This is a genomic window from Nitratireductor sp. J20-h4, assembly GCF_056780505.1.
Map to the genome: position 1 here is coordinate 2,825,388 of NZ_CM165557.1, position 14,122 is coordinate 2,839,509.

Sequence of the window (14,122 nt, forward strand, 5' to 3'; positions counted from 1 at the left end):
GGGCTGAACGCCATGGAAGTCACCTCACCGACATTCAAGCAGAACGCGGTCCACGCGCTCGCGGACGCCCAGCTCCAAAAAGCACTCGGCAATGTGCGTGCCGGTTTCATCGACAAGCGCCGCAAGGCTGTCGACGCGCTGCCCGAGTTCGACGCGCTGCGCGACGCCGCCCGTGACATCAAGGATCATACGCTCGCCCATCTCGACCTCTATCTGGAGGCCTATGAGGAGAAGGTGACGGAATCCGGCGGCCAGGTGCACTGGGCCGAAACGGCGGAGGATGCGCGCCGCATCGTGCTCGACATCTGCCGCATGCAAAACGCCCGCACCGTCACCAAGGGCAAGTCGATGATCACCGAGGAAATCGCGCTTAACGATTTCCTCAAGCTCGCCGGCATCAAGGCGGTGGAAACGGATCTCGGCGAATACATCATTCAGTTGCGCAACGAGCACCCAAGCCACATCATCGCGCCGGCGGTGCATGTGAACAAGGATCAGGTCGAGGCCGACTTCCGCCGCGCCCACGACTATCTGCCCGCCGATCGCGACCTGACCGAACCCGAAACCCTGCTCGACGAGGCGCGCCGCGTGTTGCGCGCCCAGTATTTCGAGGCCGAAATCGGCATCACCGGCGCTAACTTCCTCGTCGCCGAAACCGGCAGTTCGGTGATCGTCACCAATGAGGGCAATGGCGACCTGACCCAGCTCCTGCCGCGCGTGCACATCGTGGTCGCCTCGATCGAGAAGATCGTGCCGACGCTCAACGACGTCAGCCAGATCCTGCGCGTACTGGCGCGCTCGGCGACCGGCCAGGACATGAGCGTCTACACCACCTTGTCGACCGGGCCACGCCGCAAGGGCGATCCGGACGGACCGGAGCAATATCATGTGATCCTGCTCGACAATGGCCGCACCTCGATGCTCGGCACCGAGTTCCAGGACATGCTGCGCTGCATACGATGCGGCGCCTGCATGAACCATTGCCCGGTCTACCACGCCGTCGGTGGCCACGCTTACGGCTGGGTCTATCCAGGCCCGATGGGCGCGGTTCTCACCCCCTCGCTGATCGGCGTCGACCAGGGCGGACATCTGCCCAACGCGTCCACCTTTTGCGGCCGCTGCGAAAGCGTGTGCCCGATGCGCATCCCCTTGCCCAAGATGATGCGGCACTGGCGCGAACGCGAGTTCGAGCGCGGCCTCAATCCGGCCACGCAGCGCTACGGCCTGAAAATCTGGGCCGCCTTCGCCAAGCGCCCGAGGCTCTACAATTTCGCCGCCTCGATGGCGATCCCGCTGCTCGCCCTGTTCGGCGGACGAAAAAAACGGTTTTCGTTCCTGCCTCTCGCCGGCGGCTGGACCAGGCATCGCGAGTTGCCCGCCCCGGAACGCCGGACCTTCATGCAGCAATGGCGCGAGCGCGAAAGCCGCAAGCAGGGAGCATTGGCATGAGCGCGCGCGATGCGATCATGGGCAAGCTGCGCAAAACGTTGGGCGCCGGCACGGACGATACCACCCGGCGCGAGACGGTCGCCAAGCGACTGGCCAAACCGCCGAAAGGCATCGTGCCGGAGCGTGGCCAGGGCAGCGACGCCCACAAGGTCAAGCTGTTTTGCCAGATGGCCGAGGCGGTGGCGGCGAGCGTGACGCGCGTACGCTCGCCCGAGCGCGTGCCGAAAATCGTCTCGGACTATCTGCGCTCCAGAAACCTGCCCGCCTCCGTGCGCATGGGCGCCGACCGCCGGTTGAAGGCGATGCCTTGGGACAAGCTGAAATCGTTGGAACTGAAATATGGACCGTCGGACGGGTTCGACGAGGTCGGCGTCAGCCATGCCTTCGCCGGCATCGCGGAAACCGGAACGGTGGCGCTTTTGTCGGGCAAGGACAATCCGTCCACGGTGAATTTCCTGCCCGAGCACCATATCGTGGTGATCGACGCCAGGGACATCGCCGGCGACCTGGAAACCGTGCTTTCCAGCCTGCGGCGCAAATTCGGCAAGGGCCGCATGCCGCGCACCGTCAATTTCGTCACCGGCCCGTCGCGCTCCGGCGACATCGAGCAGAAGATCATCTTAGGCGCGCACGGCCCGCGCGCCCTGCACCTGATCGTCGTCGGCTGAGGCGGTCTTCGTGACCGGCATGCATTTCCTCGACGCCGCGGCGCCGGACGGGATGCGGCTTTACGCGATCGGCGACGTGCACGGGAGGCTCGACCTGCTGCGCGCCATGCACGGCCGGATCCGCGCCGAACTGATGCGCGACAAGCCGGCCGACTGGCGCATCATCCATCTCGGCGATTACGTCGACCGGGGCCCGGACGCCAGCGGCGTGCTCGCCTTTCTCGCCGAGCGCATCGCGCAGGACCCGCGCGTCGTGGCGCTTGCTGGCAATCACGACGTGAATTTCCGCGCCTTTCTCGACGACGGCGACACGACCGGTCTGTTTAGCCGCTTTGGCGGCATCGACACGGCACGCTCCTACGGGGTAAAGGCCGACTTTTCGAACCCGGCCGCGGCCGAAAAGAGCCGCGCAGCCCTTGCAGCCGTGGTGCCCTCAGCCCACAAGACCTTCATCGAGGGCATGCCGCGCTCGATCGCCTTCGGCGACTTTTTCTTCTGTCATGCCGGCATCAGGCCCGGCGTAGCGCTTGCCGACCAGGACCCGGACGACCTGATCTGGATCCGCGAGCCGTTCCTGAACCATGCCGGCCTGCATGAAAAAGTGGTGGTGCACGGCCACACGCCGCACAATGAAGCCGAGATCATGGTCAATCGCGTCAATGTCGACACGCTTGCCTATGCCAGCGGCCGCCTGACGGCCTTTGTCGTGGAAGGGCGCGAAAAGCGGCTTCTGCAAGCCGGCGCGGATTGACAGTTCAGTTCCGGCCGGCGCCGACGCCGTAACCGTCGGTGACGAGATGGCCCGAATGCGCGTCGGCCGAATAGATGCCGACCCCCCAGATCGCGATTCCGGAGAGCATGAGGAAGGAAAGAAGTGCAGCTTTCACGGGCGTCATCGTCTCTGTTGTCTTTCGTCGTATCAAAAATGATTGTGGTTACGATTCGGTTGCAGCAAATCAGAAATTTGTAACGGACCTTTGACTTCACCCCCGCGACGCCGGTGCCCGGGAGGGTGCGGCAGTGGAGCCATGCCATAATGTGCTAGTCCGTCCGGGGCCAGTCTTCTGTGAAGCGTTCCACATGCCGTTAAGCAGGCGTATCAAAAATGCCACGCTTGACGTCAGGTATAGCGCCACAATGAGCGCAGCCGCGCGCCGGCGCCGGATCGCAGATCGGGGAGACGATGGAATGCCGCTGCAAAACCGGGTCGATCCCTTCGGCGATATCCGGGCCACGACCGCGCGCGGGCTCTTTACCGGCAATCGCGGCGTGCTGCACGATCCCGAGACCAGGACGCTGACGGGTCGACGCTGGACCACCAGGGCCTGGATCGTATGCGAATGCGCGTTTCGCGGCCGCCGGCGCGCGGTGATGGGCCGCAACGCCCCGTCCGGAAATGCCGGCTGGACCGAGCTGTTTTTTCTCGACGAGGCGGCCGCGCTGGCCGCCGGTCACCGGCCCTGCTTCTTCTGCCGACGCGAGGCGGCCACGACGTTTGCGTCCTGCTTCGCCGCCGGAAACGGCCTCGACACGGTGCGCGCGCCGGCAATCGACGCCATCCTTCATCGCGAGCGGCTGACGCCGCTCCGCGAGCGTCCGCCGGTCCGGGCCGGCGCCGTTTCCGCCCTGCCCGACGGCGCCATGGTGGCGTCTGAAAACCAGGCCCTTCTGGTCATCGGTGGCGCGCTGCGGCTCTGGGCCTTCACCGGATACGGTCCCGCGCCGGCTTTTTCCGCCAGCCCGGGTGCACGGCTGCGCCTTTTGACGCCCCCGGCCACGCTCGCCGCGCTGAAGGCCGGCTACAAACCCGTCCTGCACGAAACCGCCCACGCTCCGGCTTCGGCGACGGAACCGGCCGTTTAACGGCGTCGAAACCGTGCCGGGTAACGTCACGGTAGGGCGACTGACCTGGGCGCAGGGCGCACGCTCTAAGACGCATATCTGACGGAGAGCATGTGGGGCTGGACTGTTTTGCGCTTTTCGCCGCCTATGCGCTCTTGGCCCTGTCCTTCGCCGCGCGGGCGGTCCAGGGCCTGTTCGCGGGCGATGGCTTCGAGGCCTATCTTCCCTACGACGCCATGCTCACGCCGCACCTGATGGTCGCTTTGCCGCACGCGCCAGCAAGCGCGCCTTCGCCCTGTCGATCGCCTTTGAACGGACCGCCGCGATGCTGCGCCAGGCCGATGTCGCGCTCTATCGCGCCAAGCAGACCGGCCGCAACCGCGTCGAGCGCCTCGCCGCGTAAACCCGCCGTGCCAGCCCCGCGCGGCATCGTCGGGCAGGACCGCTCTTGACCGCCGCCGCCGGCACGCGCATTGCTCGCCCATGCGTGCCAATTATACGATGCAGCGGCTGTTCGTCGACGCCGACCTGACGCCCGGGGCAACCGTCGATGCAAGTGCGAACCAGGCTCATTACCTGCTCAACGTCCTGCGCATGCGCGAGGGCGCCGAACTGCTGGTCTTCAACGGACGCGACGGCGAATGGCGGGCCCGGCTTGCCGCGCGCGGAAAAAAATCCGCCAGCCTGAGCCTGATCGAGCAGACAAGGCCGCAGCCCGCGCTTCCCGACCTTGTCTATTGTTTCGCGCCGCTGAAAAAGGGCCGGCTCGATTACCTGGTGCAGAAGGCGGTGGAAATGGGCGCCGGCGCGCTCGCCCCGGTGATCACGCAGCACTGCCAGATGCATAAGCCGGGCATGGAGCGGCTCAGGGCCAACGCGCTCGAAGCGGCCGAGCAATGCGGCATCCTCGCCGTGCCCCCGGTCCACGCCCCCGTCAAGTTCGACCGGCTTATTGCCGACTGGGACCCCGGACGGCGGCTGATCTTCTGCGACGAGAGCGCTGAAACCAACAACCCCCTGACCGCCCTGCAGGCGCTTGAGACCGAGCGGATTGGGCTGATCGTGGGTCCCGAGGGCGGTTTTTCCGACGCCGAACGCCGCACCCTGCACGCCCTGCCTTTCGTTACCGCCATCCCGCTCGGTCCGCGCATCCTGCGCGCCGACACCGCCGCCGTGGCGGCGCTCGCCGTCATTCAGGCAACGATCGGCGACTGGCGCTAGGCCATGTCGCGCCAAAGAGCGCTTGATCCGTCAACCCGAACATGCCCACCGCCGGGAGCCTGACGCGCGTCGAACGTGCCTGATCGGACACGGCAGCGGGCAGACAGCTCCACCAAGCGGAAATCCTCCGCCGGCATGCTTGCCAACCGCCCGGCGCCTGTGCGACCAGAGCGCCCTCTCCTCGGCGGGCGCGCATCGTGTCCGCCGCTTCGCTTCACCCTCGCCGCAGACAGGAAGGACGCCGGCCATGGCACGCGCGCTCGGGCTCGATTTCGGTACGACCAACTCCGTCCTCGCGGTCGCCGACCCGTCCGGGGCCGTCACGCACTCGCTGCCGTTTCGCTCCAGCGCCGGCACGAGCGACGCCATGCGCACCGCGCTTGCCTTCGTGAAGGAAGGGCGCAGCACGCAGTCGCTGCGCGTCGAGGCCGGCGAGGCCGCGATCGGACTGTTCATCGAACATCCCGGCGACTGCCGCTTTCTGCAGTCGATCAAGACATTCGCGGCCAGCACCGTCTTTCAGGCCACCACCATCTTCGCCAAGCGCCATTCCTTCGAGGATCTGATGGAGGCTTTCCTGCGCCGGCTGCAAGCCTATGCGGGCGACGCCTGGCCCACCGGCATTGAGCGGCTGATGGTCGGCCGGCCGGTGCGTTTTGCCGGTTCGAACCCTGACGAGCGCCTGGCGCTCGAGCGCTATCAGGCCGCGCTCGCCCGGTTCGGTTTTCCCGAGATTCACTATATCTACGAGCCGGTCGCCGCGGCCTACTGGTTCGCCCAGCAGCTAACGCGCGACGCCACCGTGCTGGTTGCCGATTTCGGCGGCGGCACGACCGACTACTCGTTGATCCGCTTCGAACATCACGCCGGCGCCCTGCGCGCCGTGCCCCTTGGCCATGCCGGCGTCGGCGTAGCGGGCGACCATTTCGACTACCGCCTGATCGACAGGCTGGTCGCGCCGGAAATCGGCAAGGGCAGCCAGTTTCGCAGTTTCGGCAAACTGCTCGACCTGCCGGCCAGCTATTTCGCCAATTTCGGACGCTGGAACCAGCTTTCGATCTTCAAGACCACGCGCGAGTTCGCCGAGTTGAAGTCGCTGATACGCCACGCGACCGAACCGGAAAAGCTTCAGCTTTTCGTCGACCTGATCGATTATGACGAAGGCTATCCGCTCTACCAGGCGATCGCGGCAACCAAGATGGCGCTGTCGGAGGCCACGGAGGCCGAGTTCCACTTCGCGCCGTTGGGCGCGGCCGGCCGCAAGACCGTCCGACGCGCCGATTTCGAGAGCTGGATCGCCGACGATCTTGCCCGCATGGAAGGTGCGCTCGACGATGTGTTGAACACCACCGACACTCAGGCCGACGCGGTCGACAAGGTCTTCCTCACCGGCGGCAGCTCATTTGTCCCGGCCGTGCGCGGCATGTTTTCGCGCCGTTTCGACGCCGCGCGCATCGAAAGCGGTGGCGAGTTGCTGTCGATCGCCCACGGCCTGGCGCTGATCGGCGAAAGCGACGATCTCGGGCAGTGGACGAGCTGAGCAGCCTGGCGATCAAGCGCCTTTGAACCACTGGTCAGGTTTTTTTGCTTGATTGCGCCTGCCGGCTCGGCCATCACTCGCCCGCCGGCGCGAATTCGGCCACATCCTTGCCTGGGAAGCTTTCATGGCGCGTGACACGACCGATTTTCGCCCGATCGAAACCGTCGACGAGCTCGTCGATTACCTCGCCCAGGGCAACAAGCCCCGCGCCGACTGGCGCATCGGCACCGAGCACGAGAAATTCCCCTTCTACGCCGACGGCAACAGCCCGGTGCCCTATGGCGGCGAGAACGGCATCAAGGCGCTTCTGGAAGGCATGCAGCGCGTGCTCGGCTGGGAACCGATCATCGACGCCGGCAATATTATCGGCCTGGTGGAGCCGACCGGCAGCGGCGCGATCTCGCTCGAGCCCGGCGGCCAGTTCGAGCTCTCCGGCGCGCCACTGGAAACGCTGCACCAGACCTGCCGGGAAGGAAACGCCCACCTGGCCCAGTTGCGCCAGATCGCCGAGCCGCTCGGCATCCGCTTCCTCGGCCTCGGCGGCAGCCCGAAATGGACGTTGGCCGAAACGCCGAAAATGCCGAAATCGCGCTATGACATCATGACGGCCTATATGCCCAAGGTCGGCAGCCAGGGCCTCGACATGATGTACCGGACCTGCACCATCCAGGTGAATCTCGATTTTTCCAGCGAAGCCGACATGCGCCGCAAGATGCAGGTGTCGCTGAAGCTGCAGCCGCTTTCGACCGCGCTGTTCGCCAACTCGCCCTTCACCGATGGCAGGCCGAACGGACTCAAATCCTGGCGCGGCGAGATCTGGCGCGACACCGACAACCGGCGCTCCGGCCTGCTGCCATTCTGCTTTTCGCCCGATTTCGGCTTTGCCGACTATGTCGAATGGGCGCTCGACGTACCGATGTATTTCATCATCCGCGACGGCCGCTACCACGACTGCACCCACGTCACCTTCCGCCAGTTCATGGACGGCGCGCTCAGGAATTCCGTTCCCGACGGCGTACCCACCATGGGCGATTGGGCCAACCATTTGTCGACGCTTTTTCCCGATGTGCGCCTGAAGCGCTTTCTGGAAATGCGCGGCGCCGACGGCGGACCGTGGCGGCGCATCTGCGCACTGCCGGCCTTCTGGGTCGGCCTGCTCTACGACGAGGCGGCGCTGGACGCCGCCGAGGCGCTCACCGCGGACTGGTCGTTCGAGGAGGTCGGCGCGATGCGCGACGCCGTCCCGCGCGAAGGGATCGACGCCATTTTCCGCGGCCACAGCCTGCGCGAGATGGCGCGCGAGGTGCTGGCGATCGCGCATACGGGGCTGAAAAACCGCGATCTGCGCAACCATGACGGCTATGACGAGACCAGCTTCCTGTCGCCACTCGACGAGGTGGTGGCGCGCGGCACCACCTCGGCCGACGAAATGATCGACGCCTTCCACACCCGCTGGGGCGGCTCGATCGAACCGGTCTTTATGGAATACGCTTACTGAGCTCCGCTCGTCGGCCTCTGCGATGCACCGGACAGCTGCCGGGACCGTTTGCGCGTCACCCATATTCGGATAGGCTCCTGGGGCGAAGAACGCTCCGGAGACCGCCATGCTGCCGCTCTACGACATGATCGCCAACGCCCAGAACGGGCAGGCCATGGATCTGCTGGCCCGTCAGTTCAACCTGAGCCAGCAGCAGACGCAGCTTGCGCTCGAGGCGCTGCTGCCGGCCTTCAGCCAGGGCCTGAAGCGCAACGCCGCCGATCCCTATGGCGTCGGCGCTTTCTTGTCCGCGCTCTCCTCCGGCCGCCACGCGCCTTATTTCGACGACGCCGCCAACGCCTTCTCCGCGCAGGGCGTCGCCGACGGAAACGGCATTCTCGGCCATTTGTTCGGCTCCAAGGAGCTGTCGCGCGCCGTTGCCGCCCAGGCCGCCGAGGCGACCGGTCTCGGCCAGGACGTTCTCAGGCAGATGCTGCCCGTCATCGCGGCGATGGTGATGGGGGGCCTGTTCAAACAGTCGACCGGCCAGTTGGACGGCGGCATGCGCGGCCAGTCGGTACAGCCCAATTTCGGCGCCGCCGGTTTCGGCGGGCCGGGCAATCCGCTCGGCGAGATTATCGCCGAGATGATGCGCCAGGGCGCCGGCGAGAGCGGCACCGCGCCGCGCCAGCCGCCGCATCCACAGGCCGCGCCCTCGCCCTTCGACAACCCGTTCGGAAAGATCCTGCAGGACATGTTCGGCGGCGCCATGCAGCAGCAGCCCCGGCAGCGACCGCAGCCGCGCGAACAGGAACGGCAGGCGCAGGACGACAACCCGCTCGGGCGCATCTTCGAGGAGATGATGCGCGGCGCGCGACCGCGTACGACCGAAGCGCCGGAGCCGGAGCCGGCGCAGCGGCGCCCGCGCGCCAATCCGAGCGGCCGGCCGCGCACGCCCTATGACGATCTTTTCGGCGACATGTTCGAAACCGGCCGTCAGACCCGTGACGAGTATCAAAAGAGCATGGAATCGGTGTTCGACCAGTTCCTGCGCGGCATGGACCGGCATCGCTGAGACCGACGCTCCGGGTGTTCGGCCCGCCACGAAAAAGCCCGGCCTCCGCGGGGTGAGAGGCCGGGCAGTGAGCAGGCAGAGCCGGGGGGAAAGCCGGCGGGAGTGTCTGGCCTGCGGGAAACGGTTCGAGCCGGTCAGTGGACCAGCCGCGCGCCTTCTTCGATCTGGCGGCGGCGCGCCTGCGCCATGGTGCCGAGAACCGAGGTCGGGTCGACGCCGCCTGGCGCGTGATAGGCGACGTGAAGGTCGCCGCGCACCAGGCCGATATCGGCAAGCTGGGCATCCGTCATCTCGCCGAGACGGTAGATTTCGCGACGGTTGTTCCAGGCGCGGAACCACAATGCCACCTGATCGGCGAACCGCAGAAGCGTAGCGGCCACGACGCGCGGCCGGGCGGTGGCGGGGGCAAGGGACATCGTTTCGTCGTCGATCCTGGTCATGGCGGTCTCCTTCGCGCTGAACGGGCACAACCGCTCGCGCGGTGACCATTCACCGCCGCTTGGAGAGCGTTGCACCCGTCAACGGGACGCCGGATTTCTCGCACGCAACGATTGATCAGTCGAACGAATGTTTCTAATCTTTAGGATCAAAACCACTGATGGGTAATGCCATGGCCTCCCCACTCGACCTGGACCAGCTCCAGACCTTCATCGCCATTGCCGACAGCGGCAGCTTTACCCGCGCCGCCGAGGAGATCCATCGGACCCAGTCGGCGGTGTCGATGCAGATGCGACGCCTCGAGGAACGCATCGGCAGGCCGCTATTCGAAAAGCACGGCCGCGTGAACCGGCTTTCGGAGGACGGCGAAAAGCTGCTTGCCTATGCACGCCGCATGCTGCGCCTCAATCGCGAGACGATCGCCGCCTTCGACGAGCGCAGCCTGGAAGGGCATGTGCGCATCGGCACGCCCGACGACTACGCCGACCGCTTCCTGCCCGAGATCATGGCCCGCTTCGCCCGCTCCAACCCACGGGTGGAACTGTCGGTCATCTGCGAACCGACGGTCAATCTGATCGAGCAGGTCAGGCGCGGCCTGCTCGATATCGCCCTGGTGACGCATGACGACGAAAAGGGCGCGGGCCAGGTCGTGCGGCGCGAGCCGCTATTGTGGGTCGCCTCGTCGAACCATTGCGTGCACGAAGAGGACATCCTGCCGCTGGCGGTCGGGCGGCCGTCCTGTCTGTGGCGCCGCGCCGCCATCGACGTGCTCGACCGCATGGAGCGCGACTATCGCATCCTGTTCACGAGCTGGTCCGCGACCGTCATCATCGCCTCCGTGCTGAGCGGACTGGCGGTGTCGGTGCTGCCCGAATGCGCACTGCGGCCCGGCATGCGGATTCTGGGCGAAAACGACGGGTTCGGAGTACTACCCGACTGCCGCATCGGCCTCATTCGCGGCCAGACGACACAGCCGGCGATCGTCGAGGCGCTGGCCCGCCACGTCTCCGAAAGCCTCGACAACATTTCCTTGCCGGCCGCCGGAGACGAGGCAGGCTTCGATTTCGCCACGCCGGCGCCGGGCCGCGCGCGCCACCAGCGGCCGGGCGTGCTCCCGGTCTGGTGACGCGGAAGCCTATTTTTCCTGGTCGACCAGGCCGCGCACGAACCAGCGCTGCAACAGCACCACCACCAGCACCGGCGGCGCCATGGCGAGCAGCGTCGTGGCCATGGTGAGGTTCCAGCGCGTGTCGGCATTGTCGGTCGGCAGGGTGCGGGCGACCCCGATCACCACCGTGGTCATGTCGGCCTGCGTCGTCACCAGCAGCGGCCACAAATACTGGTTCCAGCCATAGATGAACAGGATCACGAACAGCGCCGCGATCGAGGTGATCGACATCGGCAGCAGGATGTCGAAGAAGAACCGCATCGGGCTCGCCCCGTCGACCTTCGCCGCCTCGCACAGCCCGTCGGGCACGACGAGAAAGAACTGGCGAAACAGGAAGGTGGCGGTTGCCGACGCGATCAGCGGCAGGATCAGGCCGGAATAGGTGTCGAGCATGGAAAAGTTGAGCCCGATATCGATGCCCGCCAGCGAGATGATCGACGTCAGCGGCCGGGCGACATTGGCCACCACCTCGAAGGTCGGCACGATCCGCACCTCCACCGGCAGCATCAGCGTGATGAAGATCGCCCAGAACGCCACCATGCGGAAACGGAAGCGGAAATAGGTGATCGCGAACGCCGAAAGCAGTGAGATCACCAGCTTGCCGGCGGTGATGCCAAGCGCCATCACCGTCGAATTCAGCAATTGGCGCTGCAGGTCGTCCTTGGTCCAGGCCGCGCGCAGATTCTCCCACAGATAGGCGCCCGGCGGCGTCATGAGGTCGAGGCTTTGCGCGCTGTCGGGCTGCGAGGCAATCACGAACGCGTAGTAGACCGGCAGGAAGATCGCCACCAGACCGATCGCGAGGATCAGCCAGCATGCGGCGTCGAAACGGGGTGTATGTTCGATCATGATCCCATCAGGCGTAGTTGACGCGACGTTCGACGTAGCGGAATTGCAGGAATGTCAGCACGATCACGATCGCCATCAGCACGATCGACTGCGCGGCCGACGAGCCGTAGTCCTGCGCCTGGAACCCGTCCTTGTAGACCTTGTAGACCAGGATGCGGGTGGCGCCGCCGGGACCGCCCTCGGTGACGGCGTCGACGATGCCGAACGTGTCGAAAAAGGCGTAGATCACGTTCATGACCAGCAGGAAGAAGCTGGTTGCGCTCAACAGCGGCAGCACAATATCGCGCAGCCGCCGCAGCGGTCCGGCGCCGTCGATCGCGGCCGCCTCGATCAGGCTGCGCGGGATCATCTGCAGGCCAGCGAAGAAGAAGACGAAATTGTAGGAAACCTGTTTCCAGGCCGCCGCGGCGACGATCAGGACCATGGCATCGGTGCCGTCGAGCAGCGGATCCCAGTCGATCCCTAGTTCCCTGAGCGCAAGGGCAAGCACGCCGAAGGCCGGGTGAAACAGGAAAAGCCACAGCATGCCGGCGATTGCCGGTGCCACCGCATAGGGCCAGATGACAAGCGAGCGCAACACCATCGAGCCGTGCAACACGCGGTCGGCGGCCACCGCAAGCGCCAGTGCCAGACCCATCGCCGTTGCCGTGGTGGCGAGTGAAAAGACCAGCGTGACGCGGATGGAATCCCAGTATTCCGGCGATGTCACAAGATCGCGGAAATTGTCGAACCCGACGAAAATCATCGTGTTGAAGAACGGATCGGACAGGAAAAACGCCTGCACGATCCCCTCGCCCGCCGGCCAGAAGAAGAACACGGCCAGCACTGCGAGCTGCGGCGCCAGCAAGAGCCAGGGCAGCACGCGCCCCTTGAAGACGACCTTCTTGTCACGACCCGACATGAGTGATTCCGCAAATAGAGGAGGAACCGCCGCCGGGCCTGGAGCGACGCGGCGGCGGCGTGGAAACGGCGAGGCCGGACTGGTTACTCGACAGTCTTGGCGAACCGGCTCAGCAGCGGATTGCCGCGGCGCACCATGTCGTCGGCGGCCTCCTGGGCGCTCTTTTTCATCGACCAGACGTTTTCGAGTTCCTCGTTGATGATCTCGTCGACCTGGACCATGTAGCCAAGGCGAATGCCGCGCGTATTGTCGCTCGGCGCGCGCATCAGCTGCTTGATGGCGAGTTCCTGATGCGGAAACTCGTCGTAATAGCCCTTTTCCTTGGCCAGTTCGTAGGCGTCGACGGTGATCGGCACATAACCGGAATTCTGGTGCCAATCGTACTGCATCTCGGGACTGGCGAGGAAATTGAAGAAGGCGGCCGCGCCGTCATAGACGGGCTTGTCGAGCCCCTTCATCAGGAACAGGCCGGCGCCGCCGATCAAGGAGTTGCGCGGCGTCTCGTTGTCGGCCTCGACCGGCAGCAGCGTGGCGGAGAAGTCGAACTTGGCGTTCTGCGAGATGCCGCCAAACCCGGCCGAGCTTTCCAGCATCACCGCGCAGCGCTGATTGTAGAAAGCCTGATGCGCGCCGGTCCACTGGCGACCCTGATATTCGTAGAGCCCGTCCTTGATCCAGCCCTGGATACGGTCCAGGTGATCGACGAAACGGGTCTTGTTGAAGGTGAGTTCGGCGTCGGGACCCTGCATGCCGTTGGCCTTGGTGGCGAACGGCTGGTCCTCGACGAACGTGTAGTTCTTCAGGACCACCCATTCCTGCCACGACGAGGTCACCGGGCACGCGTAGCCGGCGTCCTTGAGCTTGCGCGCGGCCGCCTCCAGATCGTCCCAGCTCGCCGGCACCTCGGCGATGCCGGCCTTCTCGAACGCGTCGGCATTGTACCACATCAGCGGCGTGGAGGTGTTGAAGGGCATCGCCATCTGCTTGCCCTCGAACTGGTACATCGCCATCACCGGTTCGATGAAGCGCTCCCATTCGATCGTGTAGCCGGCGTCGGCCATCACCTGGTCGACCGGCACCACCGCATCGGAGAAGATCAGCGTCGGCACGGCCGGGCCGTGGACCTGGGCGATGGCCGGCTGCTTGCCCGCGCGCACCGCAGCGATCGTGGCGTTGATGGTGTCGTCATAGGTGCCCTTATAGGTCAGCACGATCTCGTAATCGTCCTGGCTGGCGTTGAACGCCTCGGCATAGCCGGCCAGCACCTTGCCGAGTTTGATGTCGGGCGAGAACGCGTGCCAGAAATGCACCTGGGTGGTTGCAAGCGCCGTGGTCGACGACAGCGCGAGCATCGCACCGGCGACGAAAAGGCCGATAGATCCGTTTTTCATGATTGGTTTGCTCCTGTTGCGGGGACGAAGGCACGCGTCGCGCGCTCTTGTCGAAAAAGGCGCCTTGCGGGGAAGGCCTGATAAGGATTAGTAAATTGCGATG

At 65.5% G+C, this 14,122-nt stretch carries 14 protein-coding genes; 9 read left to right on the forward strand and 5 right to left on the reverse strand.

All coding sequences use genetic code 11. The annotated features are described in order from the left end of the window. Positions 1-12 precede the first annotated feature (12 nt). Genes ACT2B0_RS13745 through ACT2B0_RS13755 form a run of 3 tightly spaced genes read left to right on the forward strand, consistent with a single transcriptional unit; the run spans position 13 to position 2,868 of the window. Entirely contained in the window at positions 13-1,449 is a 1,437-nt protein-coding gene (locus tag ACT2B0_RS13745; RefSeq protein WP_473458373.1) for a LutB/LldF family L-lactate oxidation iron-sulfur protein, read from the forward strand. Continuing rightward, positions 1,446-2,117: a LutC/YkgG family protein gene (locus ACT2B0_RS13750; protein ID WP_473458375.1), complete on the forward strand. Its 672-nt coding sequence runs from the start codon at positions 1,446-1,448 to the stop codon at positions 2,115-2,117. The genes ACT2B0_RS13745 and ACT2B0_RS13750 overlap by 4 nt, the downstream gene beginning before the upstream one ends. A 19-nt stretch (positions 2,118-2,136) precedes the next feature. Beyond that, positions 2,137-2,868: a metallophosphoesterase gene (locus ACT2B0_RS13755; RefSeq protein WP_473465999.1), complete on the forward strand. Its 732-nt coding sequence runs from the start codon at positions 2,137-2,139 to the stop codon at positions 2,866-2,868. 4 nt (positions 2,869-2,872) lie between these two features. Here the strand turns inward: ACT2B0_RS13755 and ACT2B0_RS13760 are convergent, their stop codons facing one another. Then, positions 2,873-3,004, reverse strand: a complete 132-nt coding sequence (locus tag ACT2B0_RS13760; RefSeq protein WP_473466220.1) for a hypothetical protein — start codon at positions 3,002-3,004, stop codon at positions 2,873-2,875. A 301-nt stretch (positions 3,005-3,305) separates the two neighbouring features. Here ACT2B0_RS13760 and ACT2B0_RS13765 point away from each other — a divergent pair, with 301 nt between their 5' ends. The 5 genes from ACT2B0_RS13765 (at position 3,306) to ACT2B0_RS13785 (ending at position 9,272) form a co-directional block, all read left to right on the forward strand. Beyond that, a complete protein-coding gene (locus ACT2B0_RS13765; RefSeq protein WP_473458377.1) occupies positions 3,306-3,980 on the forward strand; it encodes a hypothetical protein in 675 nt (224 codons plus the stop codon). Positions 3,981-4,442: 462 nt separating this feature from the next. Beyond that, entirely contained in the window at positions 4,443-5,180 is a 738-nt protein-coding gene (locus tag ACT2B0_RS13770) for a 16S rRNA (uracil(1498)-N(3))-methyltransferase (protein ID WP_473458379.1), read from the forward strand. Between the two features lie 247 nt (positions 5,181-5,427). Continuing rightward, positions 5,428-6,720, forward strand: coding sequence for an Hsp70 family protein (locus ACT2B0_RS13775; RefSeq protein WP_473458381.1), 1,293 nt, complete (start codon positions 5,428-5,430; stop codon positions 6,718-6,720). Positions 6,721-6,844: 124 nt separating this feature from the next. Beyond that, entirely contained in the window at positions 6,845-8,218 is a 1,374-nt protein-coding gene (locus tag ACT2B0_RS13780; protein ID WP_473458383.1) for a glutamate--cysteine ligase, read from the forward strand. Between the two features lie 106 nt (positions 8,219-8,324). Continuing rightward, complete coding sequence (locus tag ACT2B0_RS13785; RefSeq protein WP_473458385.1) at positions 8,325-9,272, forward strand: DUF937 domain-containing protein; 948 nt, start codon at positions 8,325-8,327, stop codon at positions 9,270-9,272. Positions 9,273-9,406: 134 nt separating this feature from the next. Here the strand turns inward: ACT2B0_RS13785 and ACT2B0_RS13790 are convergent, their stop codons facing one another. Beyond that, a complete protein-coding gene (locus ACT2B0_RS13790; protein WP_473458387.1) occupies positions 9,407-9,712 on the reverse strand; it encodes a DUF1127 domain-containing protein in 306 nt (101 codons plus the stop codon). A 170-nt stretch (positions 9,713-9,882) separates the two neighbouring features. Here ACT2B0_RS13790 and ACT2B0_RS13795 point away from each other — a divergent pair, with 170 nt between their 5' ends. Continuing rightward, positions 9,883-10,836 (forward strand): LysR substrate-binding domain-containing protein, encoded by a 954-nt coding sequence (locus tag ACT2B0_RS13795; protein WP_473458389.1) that lies wholly within the window; start codon positions 9,883-9,885, stop codon positions 10,834-10,836. Between the two features lie 9 nt (positions 10,837-10,845). Here the strand turns inward: ACT2B0_RS13795 and ACT2B0_RS13800 are convergent, their stop codons facing one another. The 3 genes from ACT2B0_RS13800 to ugpB all read right to left on the reverse strand — a co-directional run bounded on the left by ACT2B0_RS13800 (position 10,846) and on the right by ugpB (position 14,019). Continuing rightward, positions 10,846-11,727 (reverse strand): ABC transporter permease subunit, encoded by an 882-nt coding sequence (locus ACT2B0_RS13800; RefSeq protein WP_473458391.1) that lies wholly within the window; start codon positions 11,725-11,727, stop codon positions 10,846-10,848. Positions 11,728-11,734: 7 nt separating this feature from the next. After that, a complete protein-coding gene (ugpA, locus tag ACT2B0_RS13805) occupies positions 11,735-12,628 on the reverse strand; it encodes a sn-glycerol-3-phosphate ABC transporter permease UgpA (RefSeq protein WP_473458393.1) in 894 nt (297 codons plus the stop codon). Positions 12,629-12,711: 83 nt separating this feature from the next. Beyond that, positions 12,712-14,019: a sn-glycerol-3-phosphate ABC transporter substrate-binding protein UgpB gene (gene ugpB, locus ACT2B0_RS13810; RefSeq protein WP_473458395.1), complete on the reverse strand. Its 1,308-nt coding sequence runs from the start codon at positions 14,017-14,019 to the stop codon at positions 12,712-12,714. Positions 14,020-14,122: the final 103 nt, after the last annotated feature.

Excerpts from the sequence above, each read along its gene's own strand:
- ACT2B0_RS13745 (WP_473458373.1), top strand. The coding sequence starts at position 13 with ATGGAAGTCACCTCACCGACATTCAAGCAGAACGCGGTCCACGCGCTC.
- ACT2B0_RS13750 (WP_473458375.1), top strand. The coding sequence starts at position 1,446 with ATGAGCGCGCGCGATGCGATCATGGGCAAGCTGCGCAAAACGTTGGGC.
- ACT2B0_RS13755 (WP_473465999.1), top strand. The coding sequence starts at position 2,137 with ATGCATTTCCTCGACGCCGCGGCGCCGGACGGGATGCGGCTTTACGCG.
- ACT2B0_RS13765 (WP_473458377.1), top strand. The coding sequence starts at position 3,306 with ATGCCGCTGCAAAACCGGGTCGATCCCTTCGGCGATATCCGGGCCACG.
- ACT2B0_RS13770 (WP_473458379.1), top strand. The coding sequence starts at position 4,443 with ATGCGTGCCAATTATACGATGCAGCGGCTGTTCGTCGACGCCGACCTG.
- ACT2B0_RS13775 (WP_473458381.1), top strand. The coding sequence starts at position 5,428 with ATGGCACGCGCGCTCGGGCTCGATTTCGGTACGACCAACTCCGTCCTC.
- ACT2B0_RS13780 (WP_473458383.1), top strand. The coding sequence starts at position 6,845 with ATGGCGCGTGACACGACCGATTTTCGCCCGATCGAAACCGTCGACGAG.
- ACT2B0_RS13785 (WP_473458385.1), top strand. The coding sequence starts at position 8,325 with ATGCTGCCGCTCTACGACATGATCGCCAACGCCCAGAACGGGCAGGCC.
- ACT2B0_RS13790 (WP_473458387.1), bottom strand. The coding sequence starts at position 9,712 with ATGACCAGGATCGACGACGAAACGATGTCCCTTGCCCCCGCCACCGCC.
- ACT2B0_RS13795 (WP_473458389.1), top strand. The coding sequence starts at position 9,883 with ATGGCCTCCCCACTCGACCTGGACCAGCTCCAGACCTTCATCGCCATT.
- ACT2B0_RS13800 (WP_473458391.1), bottom strand. The coding sequence starts at position 11,727 with ATGATCGAACATACACCCCGTTTCGACGCCGCATGCTGGCTGATCCTC.
- ugpA (WP_473458393.1), bottom strand. The coding sequence starts at position 12,628 with ATGTCGGGTCGTGACAAGAAGGTCGTCTTCAAGGGGCGCGTGCTGCCC.
- ugpB (WP_473458395.1), bottom strand. The coding sequence starts at position 14,019 with ATGAAAAACGGATCTATCGGCCTTTTCGTCGCCGGTGCGATGCTCGCG.